General features: G+C 60.8%; 15 protein-coding genes and 2 tRNA genes. 4 read left to right on the top strand and 13 right to left on the bottom strand.

Features of this window, described 5'->3' with window-relative positions; genetic code table 11:
* Positions 1-349 precede the first annotated feature (349 nt).
* From ACSSVH_RS02490 to rnr, 8 genes are all read right to left on the bottom strand, one after another.
* A complete protein-coding gene (locus ACSSVH_RS02490; protein WP_169952196.1) occupies positions 350-2,653 on the bottom strand; it encodes a YgiQ family radical SAM protein in 2,304 nt (767 codons plus the stop codon).
* A 99-nt stretch (positions 2,654-2,752) separates the two neighbouring features.
* Positions 2,753-4,147, bottom strand: a complete 1,395-nt coding sequence (dnaB, locus tag ACSSVH_RS02485) for a replicative DNA helicase (RefSeq protein WP_038445597.1) — start codon at positions 4,145-4,147, stop codon at positions 2,753-2,755.
* A 108-nt stretch (positions 4,148-4,255) separates the two neighbouring features.
* Complete coding sequence (gene rplI / locus ACSSVH_RS02480) at positions 4,256-4,702, bottom strand: 50S ribosomal protein L9 (protein ID WP_003171376.1); 447 nt, start codon at positions 4,700-4,702, stop codon at positions 4,256-4,258.
* Between the two features lie 18 nt (positions 4,703-4,720).
* Positions 4,721-5,614, bottom strand: a complete 894-nt coding sequence (locus ACSSVH_RS02475) for a YybS family protein (RefSeq protein ID WP_170042461.1) — start codon at positions 5,612-5,614, stop codon at positions 4,721-4,723.
* 36 nt (positions 5,615-5,650) lie between these two features.
* On the bottom strand, positions 5,651-5,881 hold the full coding sequence (rpsR, locus tag ACSSVH_RS02470; RefSeq protein ID WP_003171373.1) for a 30S ribosomal protein S18: 231 nt from the start codon (positions 5,879-5,881) through the stop codon (positions 5,651-5,653).
* Positions 5,882-5,910: 29 nt separating this feature from the next.
* Entirely contained in the window at positions 5,911-6,333 is a 423-nt protein-coding gene (gene rpsF / locus ACSSVH_RS02465) for a 30S ribosomal protein S6 (protein ID WP_003217491.1), read from the bottom strand.
* A 320-nt stretch (positions 6,334-6,653) separates the two neighbouring features.
* Positions 6,654-7,409 (bottom strand): 23S rRNA (guanosine(2251)-2'-O)-methyltransferase RlmB, encoded by a 756-nt coding sequence (gene rlmB / locus ACSSVH_RS02460; protein ID WP_003217493.1) that lies wholly within the window; start codon positions 7,407-7,409, stop codon positions 6,654-6,656.
* Positions 7,406-10,042 carry a ribonuclease R gene (rnr, locus tag ACSSVH_RS02455; RefSeq protein ID WP_170058090.1) on the bottom strand — a complete coding sequence of 879 codons (2,637 nt, stop codon included), beginning with the start codon at positions 10,040-10,042 and terminating at the stop codon, positions 7,406-7,408. Before rnr ends, rlmB begins: the two co-directional genes overlap by 4 nt.
* A gap of 224 nt (positions 10,043-10,266) precedes the next feature.
* On the opposite strand from rnr, the gene ACSSVH_RS02450 reads away from it, so the two are divergent.
* The 4 genes from ACSSVH_RS02450 (at position 10,267) to ACSSVH_RS02435 (ending at position 13,352) form a co-directional block, all read left to right on the top strand.
* Positions 10,267-10,353, top strand: a tRNA-Leu gene (locus ACSSVH_RS02450).
* Between the two features lie 179 nt (positions 10,354-10,532).
* Positions 10,533-10,619, top strand: a tRNA-Leu gene (locus ACSSVH_RS02445).
* 142 nt (positions 10,620-10,761) lie between these two features.
* Complete coding sequence (locus tag ACSSVH_RS02440) at positions 10,762-11,787, top strand: extracellular solute-binding protein (protein ID WP_169952203.1); 1,026 nt, start codon at positions 10,762-10,764, stop codon at positions 11,785-11,787.
* Positions 11,787-13,352 carry an ABC transporter permease gene (locus ACSSVH_RS02435; protein WP_492634031.1) on the top strand — a complete coding sequence of 522 codons (1,566 nt, stop codon included), beginning with the start codon at positions 11,787-11,789 and terminating at the stop codon, positions 13,350-13,352. The genes ACSSVH_RS02440 and ACSSVH_RS02435 overlap by 1 nt, the downstream gene beginning before the upstream one ends.
* 90 nt (positions 13,353-13,442) lie before the next feature.
* Here ACSSVH_RS02435 and ACSSVH_RS02430 read toward each other — a convergent pair whose 3' ends face one another.
* The 5 genes from ACSSVH_RS02430 to hflK form a co-directional block, all read right to left on the bottom strand.
* Positions 13,443-15,377 (bottom strand): methyl-accepting chemotaxis protein, encoded by a 1,935-nt coding sequence (locus ACSSVH_RS02430; RefSeq protein WP_172312576.1) that lies wholly within the window; start codon positions 15,375-15,377, stop codon positions 13,443-13,445.
* A 139-nt stretch (positions 15,378-15,516) separates the two neighbouring features.
* Entirely contained in the window at positions 15,517-16,806 is a 1,290-nt protein-coding gene (locus ACSSVH_RS02425) for an adenylosuccinate synthase (protein ID WP_169952210.1), read from the bottom strand.
* A gap of 54 nt (positions 16,807-16,860) precedes the next feature.
* Positions 16,861-18,048 (bottom strand): ATP phosphoribosyltransferase regulatory subunit, encoded by a 1,188-nt coding sequence (locus ACSSVH_RS02420; RefSeq protein WP_172312572.1) that lies wholly within the window; start codon positions 18,046-18,048, stop codon positions 16,861-16,863.
* Positions 18,049-18,344: 296 nt separating this feature from the next.
* The gene (gene hflC, locus ACSSVH_RS02415) at positions 18,345-19,211 is read right to left on the bottom strand and encodes a protease modulator HflC (protein WP_017849753.1); all 867 of its coding nucleotides are present in this window, start codon (positions 19,209-19,211) and stop codon (positions 18,345-18,347) included.
* Positions 19,211-20,389 carry an FtsH protease activity modulator HflK gene (gene hflK, locus ACSSVH_RS02410; RefSeq protein WP_115127254.1) on the bottom strand — a complete coding sequence of 393 codons (1,179 nt, stop codon included), beginning with the start codon at positions 20,387-20,389 and terminating at the stop codon, positions 19,211-19,213. Before hflK ends, hflC begins: the two co-directional genes overlap by 1 nt.
* Positions 20,390-20,429 lie beyond the last annotated feature (40 nt).

Below are 20,429 nucleotides of genomic sequence, written 5' to 3'. Positions count from 1 at the left end.
GACCGCCGTGGTGCGAGGGTTGCACATATTTGTGGCGCAAGTGCGGGGCGCAGTGGTGAATCTACCCAATCAGCGCGTTTTGCGCGCGGCGATGACGGCTTGGCGCATGGAGTATGTGGCGCTGGTGCTTGATGTTGAGCTGGTTTCTCTCTCAAGGTCGAGGGTGACTGGTCTGGCGTCATCGCAGGCAAGCCAGCTCCCACAATTTAAATTGTGAACCTGATCAGATGTGGGAGCTGGCTTGCCTGCGATGACGGCTTGACGGGCGCCACCTTAACAAGCAGGTTTCCCACCCGCGACAAAGCAAAACGCCAGCACGGAGGCTGGCGTTTTGCATTTCAGGCGGCGATCAACGCGGCACGACCGGCTTGCGCGCAGGCTTCTTGCCTTTGCCCTTGGCCGCGTCGGTGCGTTCTTTAGCTGCCTGCTTGTTGCGCGCCATGGCCGCGGCCTTGGCTTGTTCGCGCTTGTCCCACGGGTTGCTGCCGTCGCTGCCACGGGGCGGCAGGCCGGTGTGCTGGGTGAGGATCTTGGTGGTGGTTTCCTTGGCGACCTTATGGCTGCCCACCGGCGTCGAGTTCTTGCGACGAGCACTCTGGTAGCTGTCGGTGGACGGCTGGTGCAGCGGGATCAACTGCTCCTTGCCCGGCCCGATCAGGTCGGCGCGGCCCATGCGCGTCAGCGCTTCACGCAGCATCGGCCAGCCTTTGGGGTCGTGGTAGCGCAGGAACGCCTTGTGCAGACGGCGCTGGTCTTCGCTCTTGACGATGGTCACCGCGTCGCTCTTGTAGGTGACCTTGCGCAGCGGGTTCTTGCCCGAGTGGTACATCGCGGTGGCAGTGGCCATTGGCGAAGGGTAGAACGCCTGCACCTGGTCGGCACGGAAGCCATTGCCCTTGAGCCACAGGGCCAGGTTCATCATGTCTTCATCGGTGGTGCCGGGGTGGGCGGCGATGAAGTACGGGATCAGGTACTGCTCCTTGCCCGCTTCCTTGGTGTACTTCTCGAACATACGCTTGAACTTGTCATAGCTGCCGATGCCCGGTTTCATCATCTGGTTGAGCGGACCTTCCTCGGTGTGTTCCGGGGCGATCTTCAGGTAACCACCGACGTGGTGGGTCACCAGCTCTTTGACATATTCCGGCGACTCCACGGCCAGGTCGTAGCGCAGGCCGGAAGCGATCAGAATCTTCTTCACACCCGGCAACGCGCGGGCGCTGCGGTACAGCTGGATCAACGACGAGTGGTCGGTGTTCAGGTTCGGGCAGATGCCTGGGAATACGCAGGACGGCTTGCGACACGCGGATTCGATTTCCGGGCTCTTGCAGGCGATGCGGTACATGTTCGCGGTCGGCCCGCCGAGGTCGGAAATCACCCCGGTAAAGCCCGGGACTTTGTCGCGGATTTCTTCGATCTCGCGAATGATCGACTCTTCGGAACGGTTCTGGATGATCCGGCCTTCGTGCTCGGTGATCGAGCAGAAGGTGCAGCCGCCGAAGCAGCCACGCATGATGTTCACCGAGAAGCGGATCATGTCGTAGGCGGGGATCTTCTCTTTGCCATACACCGGGTGTGGGACACGGGCGTAAGGCATGCCGAACACGTAGTCCATTTCTTCGGTGGTCATGGGAATGGGCGGCGGGTTGAACCACACGTCCACTTCGCCATGTTTCTGTACCAGCGCGCGGGCGTTGCCTGGGTTGGTTTCCAGGTGGAGCACGCGGTTGGCGTGGGCATACAGCACGGAGTCGCCCCGGACTTTTTCCACGGACGGCAGACGAATGACCGTCTTGTCACGGGTCATGCGCGGGCTGGCCAGGATCTGTACGACCTTGGCCTCTTCCGGGTCTTCAACCGGGCCCTTTTCCTGCTCGATGGCACAGGCCTGGGTGTCCTGGGTATTCACGTACGGGTTGATGATCTTGTCGATCTTGCCCGGACGGTCGATACGGGTGGAGTCCACTTCGTACCAGCCTTCCGGCGTGTCACGGCGAATGAACGCGGTGCCGCGCACGTCGGTGATGTCTTCGATCTTGTGGCCCCACGACAGGCGCTGGGCAACTTCGACAATCGCCCGTTCGGCGTTGCCGTACAGCAGGATATCGGCGGTGGCGTCGATCAGGATCGAGTTGCGCACCCGGTCCTGCCAATAGTCGTAGTGGGCGATGCGGCGCAGCGAAGCCTCGATGCCACCGAGCACGATCGGCACGTTCTTGTAGGCTTCCTTGCAGCGCTGGCTGTACACCAGGCTCGCCCGGTCCGGGCGTTTGCCGGCCATGCCGCCTGGGGTGTAGGCGTCGTCGGAGCGGATTTTCTTGTCGGCGGTGTAGCGGTTGATCATCGAGTCCATGTTGCCGGCCGCGACGCCGAAGAACAGGTTCGGCTCGCCGAGCTTCATGAAGTCGTCTTTGGACTGCCAGTTGGGCTGGGCAATGATCCCGACGCGAAAGCCCTGGGACTCCAGCAGCCGGCCGATGATCGCCATGCCAAACGACGGATGGTCAACGTAGGCATCGCCGGTGACGATGATGATGTCGCATGAATCCCAGCCAAGCTGATCCATCTCCTCCCTGCTCATGGGCAGGAATGGCGCTGGACCGAAACATTCGGCCCAATACTTGGGATAGTCAAATAACGGCTTGGCTGTTTGCATGACGGTGACCGGTGTTGAGATGAAAAATCGCGGGCGCGGAATATAGCACAAATTTTGACCAATTCCGACCTTTGCAGTCGGAATTGGCGAGACCGTCTTTTACTCGTCCTCGAAGTTGTAGCTGCCCGGCGCGAGGTTTTCGAAACGTGTGTATTTACCGATAAACGCCAGGCGCGTGGTGCCGATCGGCCCGTTCCGCTGCTTACCGATAATGATCTCGGCGATGCCTTTGTGTTCGGTCTCCGGGTGATAAACCTCGTCCCGGTACACGAACATGATCACGTCGGCATCCTGCTCGATCGCTCCGGATTCACGCAAGTCGGAGTTGATCGGACGTTTGTTCGGTCGCTGCTCCAGGGAGCGGTTGAGCTGCGAGAGCGCAACCACCGGGCAGTTGAACTCCTTGGCCAGGGCCTTGAGGGAGCGCGAGATTTCGGAAATCTCGTTGGTCCGGTTGTCGCCGCCGGAACCAGGGATCTGCATCAATTGCAGGTAGTCGATCATGATCAGACCGACATCGCCGTGCTCACGCACCAGGCGCCGGGTGCGTGCGCGCATTTCCGACGGGCTGATGCCCGCGGTGTCGTCGATGAACAGCTTACGGTCGTTGAGCAGGTTGACCGCCGAGGTCAGGCGCGGCCAATCGTCGTCTTCGAGGCGACCGGCACGCACCTTGGTCTGGTCGATGCGGCCCAGGGACGAGAGCATCCGCATGATCAGCGATTCACCTGGCATCTCCAGGGAGTACACCAGTACGGCCTTCTCGCTGCGCAGTACCGCGTTCTCCACCAGGTTCATGGCAAACGTGGTCTTACCCATGGACGGACGACCGGCGACGATGATCAAGTCAGCCGGTTGCAGGCCGCTGGTCATGCCGTCGAGGTCGGTGTAGCCAGTGGACAAGCCGGTGATGGCATTGTCGGTGTTAAACAGCGTATCGATGCGGTCGATGGCCTTGGTCAACAGGTCGTTGACGCTGACCGGGCCGCCGGTCTTGGGCCGCGCTTCGGCGATCTGGAAGATCTGCCGTTCGGCTTCATCAAGGATTTCTTCTGCCGTGCGGCCTTCGGGGTTGAAGGCGCTGTCGGCGATTTCCGTGGCGATGCCAATCAGCTGTCGCAAGGTGGCTCGTGCGCGGACGATCTGCGCGTAGGCCTTGATGTTGGCGACAGATGGCGTGTTTTTCGCCAATTCGCCCAGGTAACCGAGGCCGCCCACCTGCGAGGTCTGACCTTCCTTGTCCAATTGCTCGGCAAGGGTCACGACATCGATGGGGGAGTTGAGGTCGGCCAGTTTGGCGATGGCGCGGAAAATCAGGCGGTGGTCATGGCGATAGAAATCACCGTCCGAGACTTGATCGAGCACGCGTTCCCAGGCGTTGTTGTCCAGCATCAAGCCACCGAGCACGGCCTGTTCGGCCTCGATGGAATGCGGCGGCACCTTCAGGGCAGCGGTTTGCAGATCGTATTGCTCAGGAGCGGAGATATCGTTCATGGCCACTTGAAATTAGGGGGTCTGAAAAAACAAAAGGCACGACCTGTAAACAGGATCGTGCCCGATGTTAACCGCCTGGCACCGGGGGTGCCAGTCAGTTAGCTTGCTTTAAGCTGCTACCACTACAACGCGTACGGTGGCTTCAACTTCAGCGTGCAGGTGCACGGCTACGTCGAATTCGCCTACGTTGCGGATGGTGCCGTTCGGCAGACGAACTTCGCTCTTCTGCACTTCAACGCCGGAGGCGGTCAGTGCATCAGCGATGTCGTGGGTGCCGATCGAACCGAACAGCTTGCCTTCGTCACCGGCGGTGGCAGTGATAGTCACTTCCAGCTCAGCCAGTTGGGCGGCACGGGTTTCAGCCGAAGCTTTCTTGTCTGCTGCAGCTTTTTCCAGCTCAGCACGACGCTCTTCAAACGCGGCCAGGTTGGCAGCGGTTGCAGCGGTGGCTTTGCCGTATGGCAGCAGGTAGTTACGACCGTAGCCGGCCTTAACGTTTACTTTGTCGCCCAGGTTGCCCAGGTTGGCGACTTTTTCCAGAAGGATCAGTTGCATGTGAAAATCCTCTAACTTTTAACCTTCACCGTTCGCGTTATCGGCGTCTTTCGGCGCCAGACGACCGCGAAAATCAATCAGGCCGTCGACAATGGCCAAGACCACGAGTAACGGATAGATCAGTTGCATAAACAGCAACAGCGTCACGTACAACCCCACCAGCCAGAACCTGGCCAGGCGCTTTTGCGCCACCAGCCCGTGAATCAGGGCCAGCCCGGCAATCACCAGCGGTACGCTGCACAACGGCGTCAACATGGCCATTTGCGGACCGAAGTTCGGCCCTACAAGCATGCACGCCAGCAGCAACATCGCTGGTCCTGCGGGGATTCTGATACTGCGAAACTCGCGACCAAAACCACCTGGGTTATACAACAACGCCTGCCAGTAGCGCCCAAGAATCAGGCTCAGCACACTGACGATCTGCAACAGTGCCGCTATCAGGCCGGTAAGGACCGGAGCAATCAGTGTGGCCATGCGCGCTCGCTCATCTACCGACAATTGCTGGTAGAGATCCCCGAGGGCCAGTGGCAGGATTTTTACCAACTCCTGCGACAGCGCCTCGATTTGCGGGCGGAAAGCCGCGCCAAGCACCACTGAATACACCACTCCCAATGCCACGCTGACCAGCAGCGTACGGACCCAGGACTCACTTGCGCGCAGAACCAACGCAAGGCTCGAAGACCCCAGCAGTACCAGAAGTACCCGCGGATCGTCGAATTGCAGCCACCAGATCAAGGCCGGCAGCAACCCCAGGGCAAGGACGCCCAGGGCGTCCTTCAAACCGCGCCGCAGCAGCACAAGGCTTCCTGCGGCAGCACCCAACCAATACAACAACGGCAATGCAGCACATCCAGCCACTACCAGAGTGGCCTGCACACGACCGCGCATGATGAACTCAGCTAAGGCGCGCATGCATTCAATCCCTTACTACTTGTCGACTGCCCGGTCTCAGCGGCCGTGGCTGTCGGTGTAGGCCAGCAGGGCCAGGAAGCGGGCGCGCTTGATAGCGGTGGCCAGCTGACGCTGATAACGAGCTTTGGTACCGGTGATACGGCTTGGAACAATTTTGCCGGTCTCGGATACGTAGGCTTTCAGAGTGTTGAGATCTTTGTAGTCGATCTCCTTCACTTCTTCAGCGGTGAAGCGGCAAAACTTACGACGACGGAAGAAACGTGCCATTTGATAGGCTCCTTAATAAGGTCCGTGGATTACTCGTCAGCGTTATCGCTGTTGTCGCTGTCATCACTATCAGCGCTTTCAGCGCCTTCGTGCTCAGGACGGTCGCGACGCTCACGGCGCTCACTGCGGTTTTCTTCAGCCTTGAGCATCTCGGATTGGCCGGTAACGGCTTCTTCGCGACGGATGACCAGGTTACGGATCACTGCATCGTTGTAGCGGAAGTTGTCTTCCAGCTCGGCCAGGGCCTTGCCAGTGCACTCAACGTTCAGCATCACGTAGTGAGCCTTGTGAACATTGTTGATTGCGTAGGCCAGTTGACGACGGCCCCAATCTTCCAGACGGTGGATTTTGCCGCCGTCTTCTTCGATCAGCTTGGTGTAACGCTCAACCATGCCGCCGACTTGCTCGCTTTGATCCGGGTGGACCAAAAAGATGATTTCGTAATGACGCATGAATGCTCCTTACGGGTTGTAGCCTGCCGCTCAAAAACGGTCAGACAAGGAGTGAATGACACTTAGGAATCTTGCCGAAGGGAGGCACATCGGTGCCCGCCAGGAAGGCAAGGGGCGTAATTGTAGAGAAGGGGGAGAAAGGGTGCAAGGCAATTGGTGATTATTTGACCAAAAACCAATGTGGGAACAGGCTTGTGTGGGAGCTGGCTTGCCTGCGATGCAGACACCTCGGCACATCAGGTGTACTGAGGTGATGCTATCGCAGGCAAGCCCGCTCCCACACAAGCCCGCTCCCACATTTGGACCTGCGCCAGACCTGATTACTTCTTGGCCTTGGCCTTGGCACCACGCTGGCGCTGGGCTTCGAACAGGCAGACGCCCGTCGCGACTGAAACGTTGAGGCTGCTGACGCTACCCGCCATCGGCAAGTGCACCAGGTAATCGCAATGTTCACGGGTCAGGCGACGCATGCCCTTGCCTTCGGCACCCATGATCAGGATGGTCGGGCCAGTGAGGTCCTGGTCATAAATGCTGACCTCGGCCTCTCCCGCCGTGCCCACGACCCACAAGCCGCGCTGCTGGAGTTTTTCCAGGGTGCGCGCCAAGTTGGTCACGGCCACCAGCGGAATCACTTCCGCCGCGCCGCAGGCGACTTTACGCACAACTGGCGTCAACGTGGCCGACTTGTCTTTAGGCACGATCACCGCCAGCGCACCGGCAGCATCCGCCGAACGCAGGCAGGCGCCGAGGTTATGCGGGTCGGTCACGCCGTCCAGCACCAGCAACAGCGGCGCGCCTTCGGTACGGTCGAGCAGCTCGTCGAGCATGGCCTCGCCCCAGACCTGGCTCGGACTCACGTCCGCTACCACGCCCTGGTGCACGCCTTCGACCCACACGTCCATTTCGCGACGTTCGGCCTGGCCGATGGCAACCTTGTTCTGGTTGGCCAGCTCCACCAGCGCTTGCACGCGCGGCTCGCTACGACCCTCGGCCAACCACACTTGCTTGACGCGCTTGGGATGGTGACGCAGCAACGCTTCTACGGCGTGTACGCCGTAGATTTTTTCCAGACTCATGACTTGGCCTTAGGTTTGCGCGACCCGCCGCTCTTGGCAGGGGCCGAACCCGCTTTTGGCGGGCCTTTACGGTGTTTACTCGGTTTGCTCGACGGCTTGTCGGCGGCCTGGGACTTTCCCCCAGACGCCGCTTTACCACCGCTTTTGGCTTCATTGAGCAACTGCTGCTTCAACTCGCGACTCTTGCGCAGCTCGGCGTTTTTCGCCGCCGCATCGCTAGGGCGGTAAGCGTCACTGACCTTTTCCTTGCTCGACGAACGGCGAGCAGGCTTGGCGGCTGGCTCGGCGGCAACGGCCGCGGCAGCTTTGGCCGGAACGCCTTTTTTCGCCGGCGCTGCAGTTTCAGCACCACGCTTCTTGCGACCAATCGGTGCATCGATGGTTTTTTCGGCCATCTCGAAGTCGATCTTGCGCTCGTCGAGATCGACGCGCATGACCCGCACTTCCACGGTATCGCCCAAGCGGAAGCTGCGACCGGTGCGCTCGCCCGCCAGGCGGTGATGCACAGGGTCGAAGTGGTAGTAGTCACCCGGCAAGGCAGTGACGTGCACCAGGCCTTCGACGTAGATATCGGTCAGCTCGACGAACAGGCCAAAGCCAGTCACCGCGGTGATCACGCCCGGGAACGACTCGCCTACGCGGTCTTTCATGAACTCGCACTTGAGCCAGTTCACCACGTCACGGGTGGCTTCGTCAGCACGGCGCTCGCTCATGGAGCACTGCTCGCCCAACTGTTCCAGGGCCGCTTCGTCGTACGGATAGATCCGTGCCTTCGGAATGGTCATGGCACCGGCACGCTTGACGTGCGGGGTGTTCTGCTTGGAATGGATCACGCTGCGGATAGCACGGTGCGTGAGCAGGTCCGGGTAGCGGCGGATCGGCGAGGTGAAGTGGGTATACGCCTCGTAATTCAGGCCGAAGTGGCCCTGGTTGTCGGCGCTGTACACCGCCTGGCTGAGGGAGCGCAGCATGACGGTCTGGATCAGGTGGAAATCCGGACGGTCCTTGATGCTGGCCAGCAGCGCCTGGTAATCCTTGGGCGACGGGCCGTCCTTGCCTTTGTGCAGGGACAGGCCAAGCTCACCGAGGAAGGCGCGCAGTTTTTCCAGGCGCTCCGGCGGCGGACCATCGTGCACTCGGTACAGCGCAGGAATCTCGTGCTTTTTCAGGAATTCGGCGGTGGCCACGTTGGCCGCCAGCATGCATTCCTCGATCAGCTTGTGCGCGTCATTACGGGTGGTCGGCGTGATTTCGGCGATTTTGCGCTCGGAACCGAAAATGATCCGGGTTTCCTGGGTTTCAAAATCGATCGCGCCACGCACATGACGTGCGCCCAGCAACACCTTGTACAGCGAGTAGAGCTGCTTGAGGTGCGGGACTACGTCGGCGTACTGGCTGCGCAAAGCCTTGGCTTCGCTGGTCTTCGGTGTTTCCAGGATGGTGCTGACCTTGTTGTAGGTCAGGCGCGCCTGGGAGTGGATCACCGCTTCATAGAACTGGTAATCGGTCATTTCGCCGGTTTTCGAGATAGTCATCTCGCATACCATGGCCAAACGGTCGACTTTCGGGTTCAGGGAGCACAGGCCGTTGGACAGCTGCTCAGGCAGCATCGGGATCACGCGCTCAGGGAAGTACACGGAGTTGCCGCGCACCTGGGCTTCGTTATCCAGGGCCGAACCGATCTTCACGTAGCTGGATACGTCGGCAATCGCGACAAACAACTTCCAGCCGCCGGAGAACAGGCGCAGCTTGCCGGGCTTGGCTTCGCAGTAGACCGCATCGTCGAAGTCGCGGGCATCTTCGCCGTCAATGGTGACGAACGGCAGATGGCGCAGGTCGATGCGTTTCTCTTTGTCTTTTTCTTCGACTTCCGGCTTGAGCTTGGCGGCTTCTTTGAGCACTGCCTCAGGCCAGACGTGAGGAATATCGTAGGTGCGCAGCGCAACGTCGATTTCCATGCCCGGCGCCATGTAGTTGCCGACCACTTCGACGATATCGCCCTGTGGTTGGAAGCGCGGGGTTGGCCAGTGGGTGATTTTCACCTCGACGAACTGACCGACCTTGGCAGCGCCGTTGCGGCCCGGGGTCACCAGCACTTCCTGCTGGACCTTGGGGTTGTCCGGAATCACGAAGCCGATGCCGCCTTCTTCGAAGTAACGGCCGACGATGGACTCGTGGGCACGGGACACCACTTCGACAATCACGCCTTCGCGCCGACCGCGACGATCCAGGCCCGACACACGCGCCAGGGCACGGTCGCCATCGAACACCAGGCGCATTTGCGCCGGGCTCATGAACAGGTCATCGCTGCCATCATCAGGGATCAGGAAGCCGAAGCCGTCACGGTGACCGGCAATGCGGCCAAGGATCAGGTCGAGCTTGTCCACCGGTGCGTAAGTGCCGCGGCGGGTGTAGATCAACTGTGCATCGCGCTCCATGGCGCGCAGGCGGCGGCGCAGCGCTTCGAGTTGGTCTTCGGTGGTCAGACCGAATTCTTCAACCAGCTGCTCGCGGCTAGCAGGCGAACCCCGATCGGCGAGATGCGCCAGGATCAGTTCGCGGCTAGGAATAGGGTTTTCATATTTTTCCGCTTCACGAGCGGCCTCGGGATCGAGGGACTGCCAATCGGCCATTAGAGAGTTTTCACCTTGTCTATATGTGGGTTAGTTTGGCATACGCGTATTGAAACGGGAAATTTCCAGCAATAACTAGCCGGGAAATGCGTTTTATAGCCCCGCAAAACCACCTTGCGCGACCGCCCGCGAAATTTTCCAGGCTTTTTTGATGACGGGGGTTTACAGCTCAAAAGTCACTCCGTATAGTGCGCGCCATCGACGACGGCAACGTTGAAGATACTGCCCAGATGGTGAAATTGGTAGACACGCCAGCTTCAGGTGCTGGTGACCGCAAGGTCGTGGAAGTTCGAGTCTTCTTCTGGGCACCAATTCAAAACTTGAGGTTTGCGCCTTGAGTCTCACAAAAACCCGCGAAAGCGGGTTTTTGCGTTACAGGCCTTTGATTTTTAACCGAAAAATTGATTTATAAAATCAAATCAGGGGTTTACAGATCAAAAAGCCCGCCGTATAGTTCGCCCCATCAACAGCGGCAACGTTGTTTGATAATGCCCAGGTGGTGAAATTGGTAGACACGCCAGCTTCAGGTGCTGGTGATCGCAAGGTCGTGGAAGTTCGAGTCTTCTCCTGGGCACCAAATTCAGATCAAACCCGCGAAAGCGGGTTTTTTCGTTTCTGGGGTTAAAAACTCCCACTGCATTGCTCCCCTGTCCGCACTTGAGAAGTTTTATCGTTTATCCTTGCAATGATTTGTTGCACTCAAGTGAGGAAAACCCCGGATGATGATCCGCGATACCCGTCTCAAGACATCCCTTCTGCGTGGCCTGACCATCACTCTGCTCGGCCTGACCCTGCTCTCTCCCGCCGCCTACGCCGCCGACAAGGTTGAACTGACCCTGTACAACGGCCAGCACAAGGAAGTCGGCGATGAACTCGCCAAGGCCTTCGAAGCCAAGACCGGCATTCATGTGAATGTGCGCAAGGGCAGCAGCAACCAACTGGCCAGCCAGGTCGTCGAAGAGGGTGAGCGCTCCCCCGCCGACGTGATCTACACCGAAGAATCCCCACCGCTCAACAAGCTCGGCGAACAAGGCCTGCTGGCCACTATCGACGCCAGCACCCTGGATGTCTTGCCCAAGGAATACGTAGCTGCCAACGGCGCCTGGATGGGCGTGACCGCACGCACCCGGGTCGTGGCCTTCAACCCGAAGTTGATCAAGGAAGAAGAACTGCCCAAGTCGGTCCTGGATTTTGCCGGCCCCGAGTGGCAAGGCAAGGTTGGTTTCGTCCCCACCAGCGGTGCCTTCCAGGAACAGGCCGTGGCCATCATCAAGCTGCATGGTCGTGAAGCCGCCGAGGAATGGCTGACCGGCCTGCGCGCGTTCGGCAAGGTCTACAGCAACAATATGGTGGCCCTCAAAGCCGTGGAAAACGGCGAAGTCGCGACGGTACTGGTGAACAACTACTACTGGTTTGCCCTGAAAAAGGAAAAGACCAACCTGGATTCGCAACTGCACTATTTCACCGACGGCGATGCCGGCGGCCTGATCACCGTATCGGCAGCGGCGGCACTCAAATCCAGCAAGCACCCCAAGGAAGCCCAGCAACTGCTGGCTTTCATGGCCAGCGAAGAAGGCCAGCGGGTTATCACCAATACCTCGGCTGAATACCCGTTGCGCAAGGGCATGGAGTCCAATCGCGGCCTCAAGCCTTTCAGCGAGCTGCAACCGCCAAAAGTCACTCCCGCCGACCTGGGCAATGCCGAAGAAGCCTTGGAGCTGGAACGTGAGGTTGGCCTGAACTGATGAACCCATCGCTACCGACCCCCGCCTTGCGCGGGGGTTTTAGTCCACGGCGCAAGCGCCCTTCAATCTGGTTGCTGCTGCCGGTCTTGCTCCTGGTGGGCCTGAGCCTGCTGCCATTGGTGTATGTGGGCCTCAAGGCCTGGCAAGCGGGCTGGACCGAAGCGGTGCATCTGCTGTGGCGCCCGTATGTGTTCGGGTTGCTGCGCAACACGTTGGCACTGATGGTTGGCGTGACCATGGCCTGCGCGGTGATCGGCCTGTCCCTGGCCTGGCTGCTGGAGCGCAGCAACCTGCCGGGCCGGCGGATCTGGGGAGTGATCCTGTGCCTGCCGTTTGCCGTGCCAGCGTTTGTCAGCAGCTTTACCTGGGTGTCGCTGAGCGCCCAGTTCGAAGGCCTGGGCGGTGCGATCCTGGTGATGACCCTGTCCAAGTACCCATTGGTGTTCCTACCGGTGGCGGCCACCCTGCGCAACCTGGACCCGTCCCTGGAGGAGTCGGCCCGCACCCTGGGCCTGAATCGCTGGGGCGTATTCTTTCGCATCACCCTGCCGCTGCTGTGGCCATCACTGTTGGCCGGCGCGCTGCTGATTGCCCTGCACATGCTGGTGGAATTCGGCGCCCTGTCGATCATCGGCCTGCAAACCTTCACCACGGCGATCTACCAACAGTTCGAGCTGGAATTTAGCAACGCCAATGCGGCGATGCTGTCTGCGGTACTGCTATTGATGTGCCTGACCCTGCTGTGGCTGGAGTTGCGCGTGCGCGGCAAGGGCCGGCATGTGCGCACTGGACAAGGCGCGGCGCGGCATGCCGAACAGGTTCGATTGGGCAGATGGGCGCCACTGGGCCAGTTGTATTGCGTGATACTGGCGATCATTGGCAGTGGCATTCCGTTAGGGATGCTCGGTTACTGGCTGGCCGTGGGCTCTTCGGCGGCCTTCCCGGTTGCGCAAATCAGCGAGGCACTGCTGTCGTCCCTGGCCCTTTCCCTCGGCGGCGCCGCACTGTGCCTGGCGCTGGCTGTGCCGGTAGGCCTTTTGGTGGTGCGCTACAAGGGTCAACTGGCGCTATGGGCCGAACGCCTGCCGTACCTGCTGCACGCCCTGCCCGGCCTGGTGATTGCCCTGACCCTGGTGTATTTCGCCCTGCATTACGTGCCGGCGCTGTACCAGACCTCGGCGCTGCTGCTGATCGCCTATGCGCTGTTGTTCCTGCCACTGGCCCAGGCCCCCATCCGCACTGCGCTGAACAAGGCTGCGCCGCAGTTGGAAGAGGCGGCACGCACACTGGGCGCATCGTCGTTCAGCGCGTTCTGCCGGGTGACCCTGCCGATTATCTTTCCGGCATTGGGTGCGGCGTTTGCGCTGGTGTTCCTCGACGCGATGAAGGAATTGACCGCAACCTTGCTGCTCAGCCCGACGGGACTGAATACCCTGGCCACGGCAGTATGGGCACACACCTCGAATGTGGAGTTTGCGGCGGCGGCGCCTTATGCGGCGTTGTTGATTCTGGTGTCGGGGTTGCCGGTGTATCTGCTGACGACGCGGATGTATCTGAGCCGCTGAGAGCGCCATCGCGGGCAAGCCCGCTCCCACATTGGAACGCGATTACCTGTGGGAGCGGGCTTGCCCGCGATGGCGCCCGATCAGGCGACGCTAGGCCCGAAACTGCCCCAGGCTGGCCTTCAACTGCGCCGCCAACCCATCCAGCACCTTGCCACTGGCCGTGGTTTCCACCACCGCCTGCGCCGCACGCTCGGCCTGGGCGTGGATCACCTCGACCCGGCCACGCACCGCATGCGCGCCCTGCGCCTGGTGCTCGGCAGCCCGGGTCGCCAGGCCAATCGCCGCGTGCACCTGCTCTACCGAGGCCTGCACCGTTTGCTGCAGGCGCACGCTGTCACGCAGCACCAGCAGACCTTCGCTGGCCTGGCGCCCGGCCTTGCCGATGGTTTCGACTGCCTCGCGCGCGCCTTGCTGCAACGCCACGATGTGCGCCTGGATATCACCAGTGGAGCTTTGGGTTTTACTCGCCAGCGCCCGCACTTCGTCCGCCACCACCGCAAAACCGCGCCCGGTCTCGCCGGCACGCGCCGCTTCGATGGCCGCATTCAGGGCCAGCAGGTTGGTCTGCTCGGCAATCCCGTGGATCACCGTCAGCACCACTTCAATCTGCTCGCTTTGCTGGGCCAGGCGCTCGATCACCTTGGAGCCGGCCTGCACCTGGCCTGCCAGTGCTTCGATCAAACTGCCGACCTCAGCCGAGGTCCGCGAATTTTCATCGGTGGCCTGGCGGATATCCACCACCTGCTGCAACGCGGCCTGCATGGCGTGACTTTCAGCCTGGGCCTCGTCGGCCATTTGCGACAGCGCCCGCAGGCTTTCGGCCACCTCGTCGCGCTGCAAGCCCGCCGCCGCATCAGCACCAGCATTGCGTAGGGTCATCGCGCCGATTTCCACACCAGTACGCTGGGCCACATCGCCCGCCTCGCGCACGATGGGCTGCAACTTATCCACAAACCGATTGACCGCCGAAGCCATGGCGCCGATTTCGTCCTGGCTGTTGATCTGCACACGCTTGGTCAGGTCACCCTCGCCAGCGGCCAAGTCATCCATGGCGGCGATCAGCAGCTTCAGGCGATTGACCACCCGCCGCCCCAGCACCACGGCAATCAGCAACAGCACGCCCAGGCCAACCACCGCCAGGCCCAGGCCAATCCGCCAGCGTAGGGCCTGCGCGGCCTCTTGTACGGCGCTTGAGGTGTTAGCCGTCATTTGCGTGGCCGTGGCCTGCGCCGACTGCAAGCGTGCGCCCATGGCCGCTGCGCTGTCAGCCGCCGCGCCCTTGAGGCTATCGCCCACCAATTGACCGCCACTGGCGATCAGCGCGATGAAACGCTGGTCCAGCGCCGCCAGATCCGCCTCGACACCAACGGTGGAAACCCCCATGAGCACCTTGCCGATCTCCACGCCATTGGGGCTGATCGATGCCTCAACGTAATACACCGACGGGTCGTTTTTCGCGGCATTCAACACTTTATCCAGCGCGCGGTCGCCTTCGCCTTTCTCCAACAGCGCCTTATTGATCGGGTTTTCCCGGTTCAGATAACGGGTCAGGTGCTGGCCCGTGGCATCGTCGTACACCACAAACAGCACGTTGGGGTTGCGCTGGGCGCGTCGGGCGAACTCGGACAGCGCCGGGACATCACTGTCCCACATGGCACGCGGCGCAACCGAGGCCAGCAACTGCGCCATGTCATTGGCAGAGTCCTTCAGGTCCTTTTCCAGGGTCGCACGCAGTTGCTGCTGCTCTTGCTTGAGGCGCGCAGAAAGCCCGGCCGTCAGGCGGTCGCTGGTGCTGGTCGACAGGCTGTCCAGGCTGGATGTCACTTCCTTGCCCGCCTGGGTCAATTCGCCCGACAGTTTCTGGCTGTCCACACCCAGACGCTTGCCCAAATCGGCTTCCAGGGCCGTGACTGTGCTCCGGGTCAGGGCGACCGCCACCAGCACTTGCACCAAAAGAGCGATACCAAGGGTAACGAACACCGGCCGCAGCAGCCGGCTTTGTAACAATGAGAGAACGGCAGACATCGGGAATCCCTCCACCACGGGTGCCATTAAATTGATAGCACCGCGAAAGAGAGAAACATAGCAAGGGTCGTGCCGTGCGCAAGGCAGAAACGACAAAGGGCCCCCGAAGGGACCCTTTGCTTTTTACATCAACAGCTTATTAAGCGAACGGATGACGCAGAACGATGGTCTCGTTGCGGTCCGGGCCGGTCGAAATAATGTCGATCGGCGCGCCAATCAGCTCTTCAACGCGCTTGATGTACGCACGGGCGTTAGCGGGCAGTTCTTCCAGGGTCTTGGCACCCACGGTCGATTCGGTCCAGCCTGGTACTTCTTCGTACACAGGCTGCAGGCCGACGTAGCTGTCAGCGTCAGTCGGGGCCACATCATTACCTTCTGCGTCTTTGTAGCCGATGCAGATGTTGATGGTTTCCAGGCCGTCGAGCACGTCCAGCTTGGTCAGGCAGATGCCCGAGATGCTGTTCACATCGATAGCGCGACGCAGGATAACGGCGTCAAACCAGCCACAACGACGGGCACGGCCGGTAGTGGCGCCGAACTCGTGGCCTTGCTTGGCCAGGTGCGCACCGACGTCGTCAAACAGCTCAGTCGGGAATGGGCCCGAACCTACGCGTGTGGTGTAGGCCTTGGTGATGCCCAGGATGTAGTCCAGGAACATCGGACCGACGCCCGAACCCGTCGCAACGCCGCCAGCGGTGGTGTTGGAGCTGGTCACGTACGGGTAGGTACCGTGGTCGATATCCAGCAACGAACCCTGGGCGCCTTCGAACATGATGTCTTTGCCGGCGCGACGCAGGTCGTGCAGCTCGGCAGTCACGTCCAGCATCAGCGGCTTGAGCAGTTCAGCGTACTCTTTGCACTCAGCCAGGGTCTTGTCGAATTCAATGGCGGGCTCTTTGTAGTAACCAACCAGCATGAAGTTGTGGTAATCCACCAGCTCACGCAGCTTGTCTTCAAAGCGCGGCATGTTGAGCAGGTCGCCCACACGCAGGCCACGACGTGCAACCTTGTCTTCGTAGGCCGGGCCGATGCCGCGACCGGTAGTACCGATCTTCAGCTCGCCACGGGCCTTTTCACGGGCCTGGTCCAGCGCAACGTGGAAGGACAGGATCAGCGGGCAGGACGGGCTGATACGCAGGCGCTCGCGCACCGGTACGCCTTTCTCTTCCAGCTTGGTGATCTCGCGCAGCAGGGCGTCAGGTGCAACCACCACGCCGTTGCCGATCAGGCACTGCACGCCTTCGCGCAGGACGCCCGACGGGATCAGGTGCAAGACGGTTTTTTCGCCATCGATGACCAGGGTGTGGCCAGCGTTGTGACCACCTTGGTAGCGCACTACGGCGGCAGCATGTTCGGTCAGCAGATCAACGATCTTGCCTTTGCCCTCATCACCCCATTGGGTGCCCAGGACTACGACATTCTTACCCATAACACTTGTCCTCATTCGCGCAAACTTGGTGCCGGCATTGGCCGGCAGGAAAACTCAAGAAGCCAGTGGCGATACTTGCCAAAGCCCGTTCTGCTGAATCAATTGCCGGTCGCAGTCCGCTTCACGGGCGGCGGCCAATGGCTGCCCAGGCAAGGCCTGGACGACACGCTGACCCTCACTGCGCAACTGGCAGACCTGCTGCCAGAGTGCCGCGTCCGTACTGTCTGGCATCCAGATACCGCCAGACGGTAGCTCGACTTCAGCACGCCCCAGGGTCACCAGGGTTTTCAAATCGGTAGAAAAGCCAGTCGCCGGACGGGCACGACCGAAGTCGGCGCCGATATCGTCATAACGACCGCCCTGGGCGATGGCTTGGCCAACACCCGGAACAAACACGGCGAACACCACACCGGTGTGGTAGTGGTAGCCGCGCAGCTCACCCAGGTCAAAATACAGCGGCAGTTGCGGGAAGCGCGCCGACAACTGCTCGGCAATCGCCAGCACGTCGTCCAGAGCCGCCAACACCGGGGCCGGTGCGTTGGCCAGGCGATCACGGGCAGCGGTCAGCACTTCGCGACCACCACACAGGCCCACCAGCGCACGCAGCATGCCGGCCAGATCCTCAGGCACCCCTTCGGTCAGGGCGATCACTTCGTCGATAGCCTTGCGTTGCAGGGCATCGAACAACTGTTGCTCAACTTCGCCAGACAAACCGGCCGCACGGGCCAGGCCACGGTAGATACCGACATGCCCCAGGTCCATGTGCACATCCGGCACGTCAGCCAGTTGCAGCATCGCCAGCATCAGGCTGATGACTTCGACGTCGCTGCTCGGGCTCGCATCGCCGTACAACTCGGCGCCCAGCTGGATCGGGCTACGGGACGATGACAGGGCGCGCGGTTGCGCGTGCAGCACGCTGCCGGCATAGCACAGGCGGCTCGGCCCTTCACGGCGCAGGGTATGCGCATCGATGCGCGCCACTTGCGGCGTGATGTCGGCGCGAAAGCCCATTTGCCGGCCCGATTGCGGGTCGATGACCTTGAAGGTGCGCAGATCCAGGTCCTGGCCCGCGCCGGTCAGCAGGGATTCCAGGTACTCGATATGGGGAGTCACGACAAACTCGTAACCCCAGCTCTGGAACAGATCCAACACCTGGCGACGCGCGATTTCAATACGCGCAGCCTCTGGTGGCAGTACTTCTTCGATGCCATCTGGCAGCAGCCAGCGGTCTACCGTTGCCATTACGCCATTCCCCTATGACCCGGCCTGCCCTTGGGCGAGCCTTGAGTGAAGCAGAAAATACCCGGCCCCTGCATAAACCACGCGCAAGAGCGACGTGACGAATGGCCTGTAAACGGCCTCGTCGGGCACTTTCCTCGAAAAACCTGTCACGCCTGCAGCGTAAAACAGCAATCAAACATGCAGACGCAAAAAAGCCGGGAATTTCCCGGCTGCCGCATCATACACCCGTTTTCCGAAAGGATCACCCCGCCAAGCGTTTTAGCCGCCCGACGGAGTGGGTCCAGACAGTCAGCGGGTTACTTGGACTTTTCCAGGTAGCGGAAGAAATCGCTACTTGGGTCCAGCACCATGACGTCGGTTTTGTTCGCAAAGCTTTCACGGTAGGCACGCAGGCTACGGTAGAACGCGTAGAACTCCTGGTCCTGGCCATAAGCCTTGGCGTAGATCGATGCGGCTTGAGCATCACCGTCACCGCGGGCCTCTTCAGACTCACGATAGGCTTCTGCCAACAGTACGCGACGCTGACGGTCGGCATCCGCACGGATACCTTCAGCCAGTTCGTTACCCTTGGCGCGGTGCTCACGAGCCTCACGCTCACGCTCGGTGCTCATCCGCTCGAACACGCTGCGGTTCACTTCCTTGGGCAGGTCAATGGCCTTGACCCGAACATCGACCACTTCGATGCCCAGCTCTTTTTCAGCCATGGTGTTCAACGAACGCGTGATGTCAGCCATCAGCGCATCACGTTCACCGGATACCACCTCGTGCAGGGTGCGCTTACCAAACTGGTCGCGCAGGCCCGACTCCAGACGACGGGACAAACGCTCGTCGGCAATCTGCTTGAGGCCGGAAGTCGCGGTGTAGAAACGCTCGGCATCCTTGACGCGCCACTTGGCGTAGGCGTCAACCATTACGGCTTTCTTTTCCAGGGTCAGGAAACGCTGTGTCGGTGCATCCAGGGTCATCAGGCGGGCGTCGAACTTGCGCACCTGGTTGACGTAGGGGACTTTCACATGCAGGCCCGGCTGGACATCCGCCTGGACCACACGCCCGAATTGCAGCAGCACCGCGCGCTCGGTCTGAGCCACGATGTAGAAGCAGTTCCAGGCAGCGATGACCACGACGACGCCCACAATCAGGGCGGTCAGCGATTTATTGCTCATCAACGACTCTCCCTGGAACGTGTTTGCTGTTGCTGCAGGTCAGCGGCCGCACGGGCGCTCGCTTCGTTGGCAGCGGCAGTCGAACTGGCGGAAGACGAAGTACTGCCGGCACTACGACCACCTTCGATCATCTTGTCCAGCGGCAGGTACAGCAGGTTGTTCTGCCCACCCTTGTTGCCGGTCACGAGAACCTTGCTGGTGTTGGTGAAGACTTCCTGCATGGTGTCCAGGTACAGACGCTCGCGGGTGACTTCCGGTGCCTTGCGGTACTCGGCCACCAGCTTGGTGAAGCGGTCGGCCTCACCCTTGGCGCGGGACACGACTTCGTCGCGGTAACCGTTGGCATCTTCAAGGATGCGCTGGGCCTGACCACGGGCTTCCGGCACGACGCCGTTGGCGTAGGTTTCAGCCTGGTTGCGCGAACGCTGCTCGTCTTCACGGGCACGGATCACGTCATCGAAGGCTTCCTGCACTTCACGCGGTGCAGCTGCGCTCTGTACGTTGACCTGGGTAACGGTGATACCGGTGCGATAGGTATCGAGGAACCGTTGCAGGCGCTCCTTGATCTCGCTGGCCATCAGTTCACGGCCTTCGGTCAGCACCTGGTCCATCGCAGTGGAACCCACTACGTGGCGCAGGGCGCTTTCGGTCGCGTGCTGCAAGCTGATTTCCGGCTGGTCGACGTTAAGCACGAAGTCCTGCAGGTTGCTGATCTTGTACTGCACGGTCAGCGGCACTTCGACGATGTTCTCGTCTTCGGTCAGCATCTGGCCCTGCTTGGTGTAGGCACGCTCACGCGTGACGTTCTCCATGTACTTCTTGTCGATCGGCGGGAAGTAGATGTTCAGGCCTGGACCGACAGTCTCGTAGTACTTGCCAAAGCGCAGCACCACGGCTTGCTCCTGCTCGTCGACTACATAAACCGCGCTGTACAGCCAGACAGCCGCCAGCGCCACGAGGCCGAGGCCAAGCAGGCCGTAGCCGCCGCCCTTGCCTGTGCGACCGCCGTCGTCACCACCACGTTTTTTTCCACCACCGAACAACCCATTCAGGCTTTCCTGCAGCTTTCGGAAGGCCTCGTCGAGATCTGGTGGCCCCTTGCGGTCGCCATTATTGCGGCGTTTACCACCCCAAGGATCCTGATTATTCGAGTTGCCACCCGGCTCATTCCAAGCCATAGCGCTCTCCATCTGATAAAGCAAAGACGCACCCACGGCG

It is taken from the genome of Pseudomonas sp. HC1(2025) (assembly GCF_058742075.1).
This window is presented reverse-complemented; position numbering and strand designations above follow the sequence as displayed.

Bases quoted from the DNA above. Each gene is read 5' to 3' on its own strand.
- ACSSVH_RS02490 (WP_169952196.1), bottom strand. From the start codon at position 2,653: ATGCAAACAGCCAAGCCGTTATTTGACTATCCCAAGTATTGGGCCGAA.
- dnaB (WP_038445597.1), bottom strand. From the start codon at position 4,147: ATGAACGATATCTCCGCTCCTGAGCAATACGATCTGCAAACCGCTGCC.
- rplI (WP_003171376.1), bottom strand. From the start codon at position 4,702: ATGCAACTGATCCTTCTGGAAAAAGTCGCCAACCTGGGCAACCTGGGC.
- ACSSVH_RS02475 (WP_170042461.1), bottom strand. From the start codon at position 5,614: ATGCGCGCCTTAGCTGAGTTCATCATGCGCGGTCGTGTGCAGGCCACT.
- rpsR (WP_003171373.1), bottom strand. From the start codon at position 5,881: ATGGCACGTTTCTTCCGTCGTCGTAAGTTTTGCCGCTTCACCGCTGAA.
- rpsF (WP_003217491.1), bottom strand. From the start codon at position 6,333: ATGCGTCATTACGAAATCATCTTTTTGGTCCACCCGGATCAAAGCGAG.
- rlmB (WP_003217493.1), bottom strand. From the start codon at position 7,409: ATGAGTCTGGAAAAAATCTACGGCGTACACGCCGTAGAAGCGTTGCTG.
- rnr (WP_170058090.1), bottom strand. From the start codon at position 10,042: ATGGCCGATTGGCAGTCCCTCGATCCCGAGGCCGCTCGTGAAGCGGAA.
- ACSSVH_RS02440 (WP_169952203.1), top strand. From the start codon at position 10,762: ATGATGATCCGCGATACCCGTCTCAAGACATCCCTTCTGCGTGGCCTG.
- ACSSVH_RS02435 (WP_492634031.1), top strand. From the start codon at position 11,787: ATGAACCCATCGCTACCGACCCCCGCCTTGCGCGGGGGTTTTAGTCCA.
- ACSSVH_RS02430 (WP_172312576.1), bottom strand. From the start codon at position 15,377: ATGTCTGCCGTTCTCTCATTGTTACAAAGCCGGCTGCTGCGGCCGGTG.
- ACSSVH_RS02425 (WP_169952210.1), bottom strand. From the start codon at position 16,806: ATGGGTAAGAATGTCGTAGTCCTGGGCACCCAATGGGGTGATGAGGGC.
- ACSSVH_RS02420 (WP_172312572.1), bottom strand. From the start codon at position 18,048: ATGGCAACGGTAGACCGCTGGCTGCTGCCAGATGGCATCGAAGAAGTA.
- hflC (WP_017849753.1), bottom strand. From the start codon at position 19,211: ATGAGCAATAAATCGCTGACCGCCCTGATTGTGGGCGTCGTCGTGGTC.
- hflK (WP_115127254.1), bottom strand. From the start codon at position 20,389: ATGGCTTGGAATGAGCCGGGTGGCAACTCGAATAATCAGGATCCTTGG.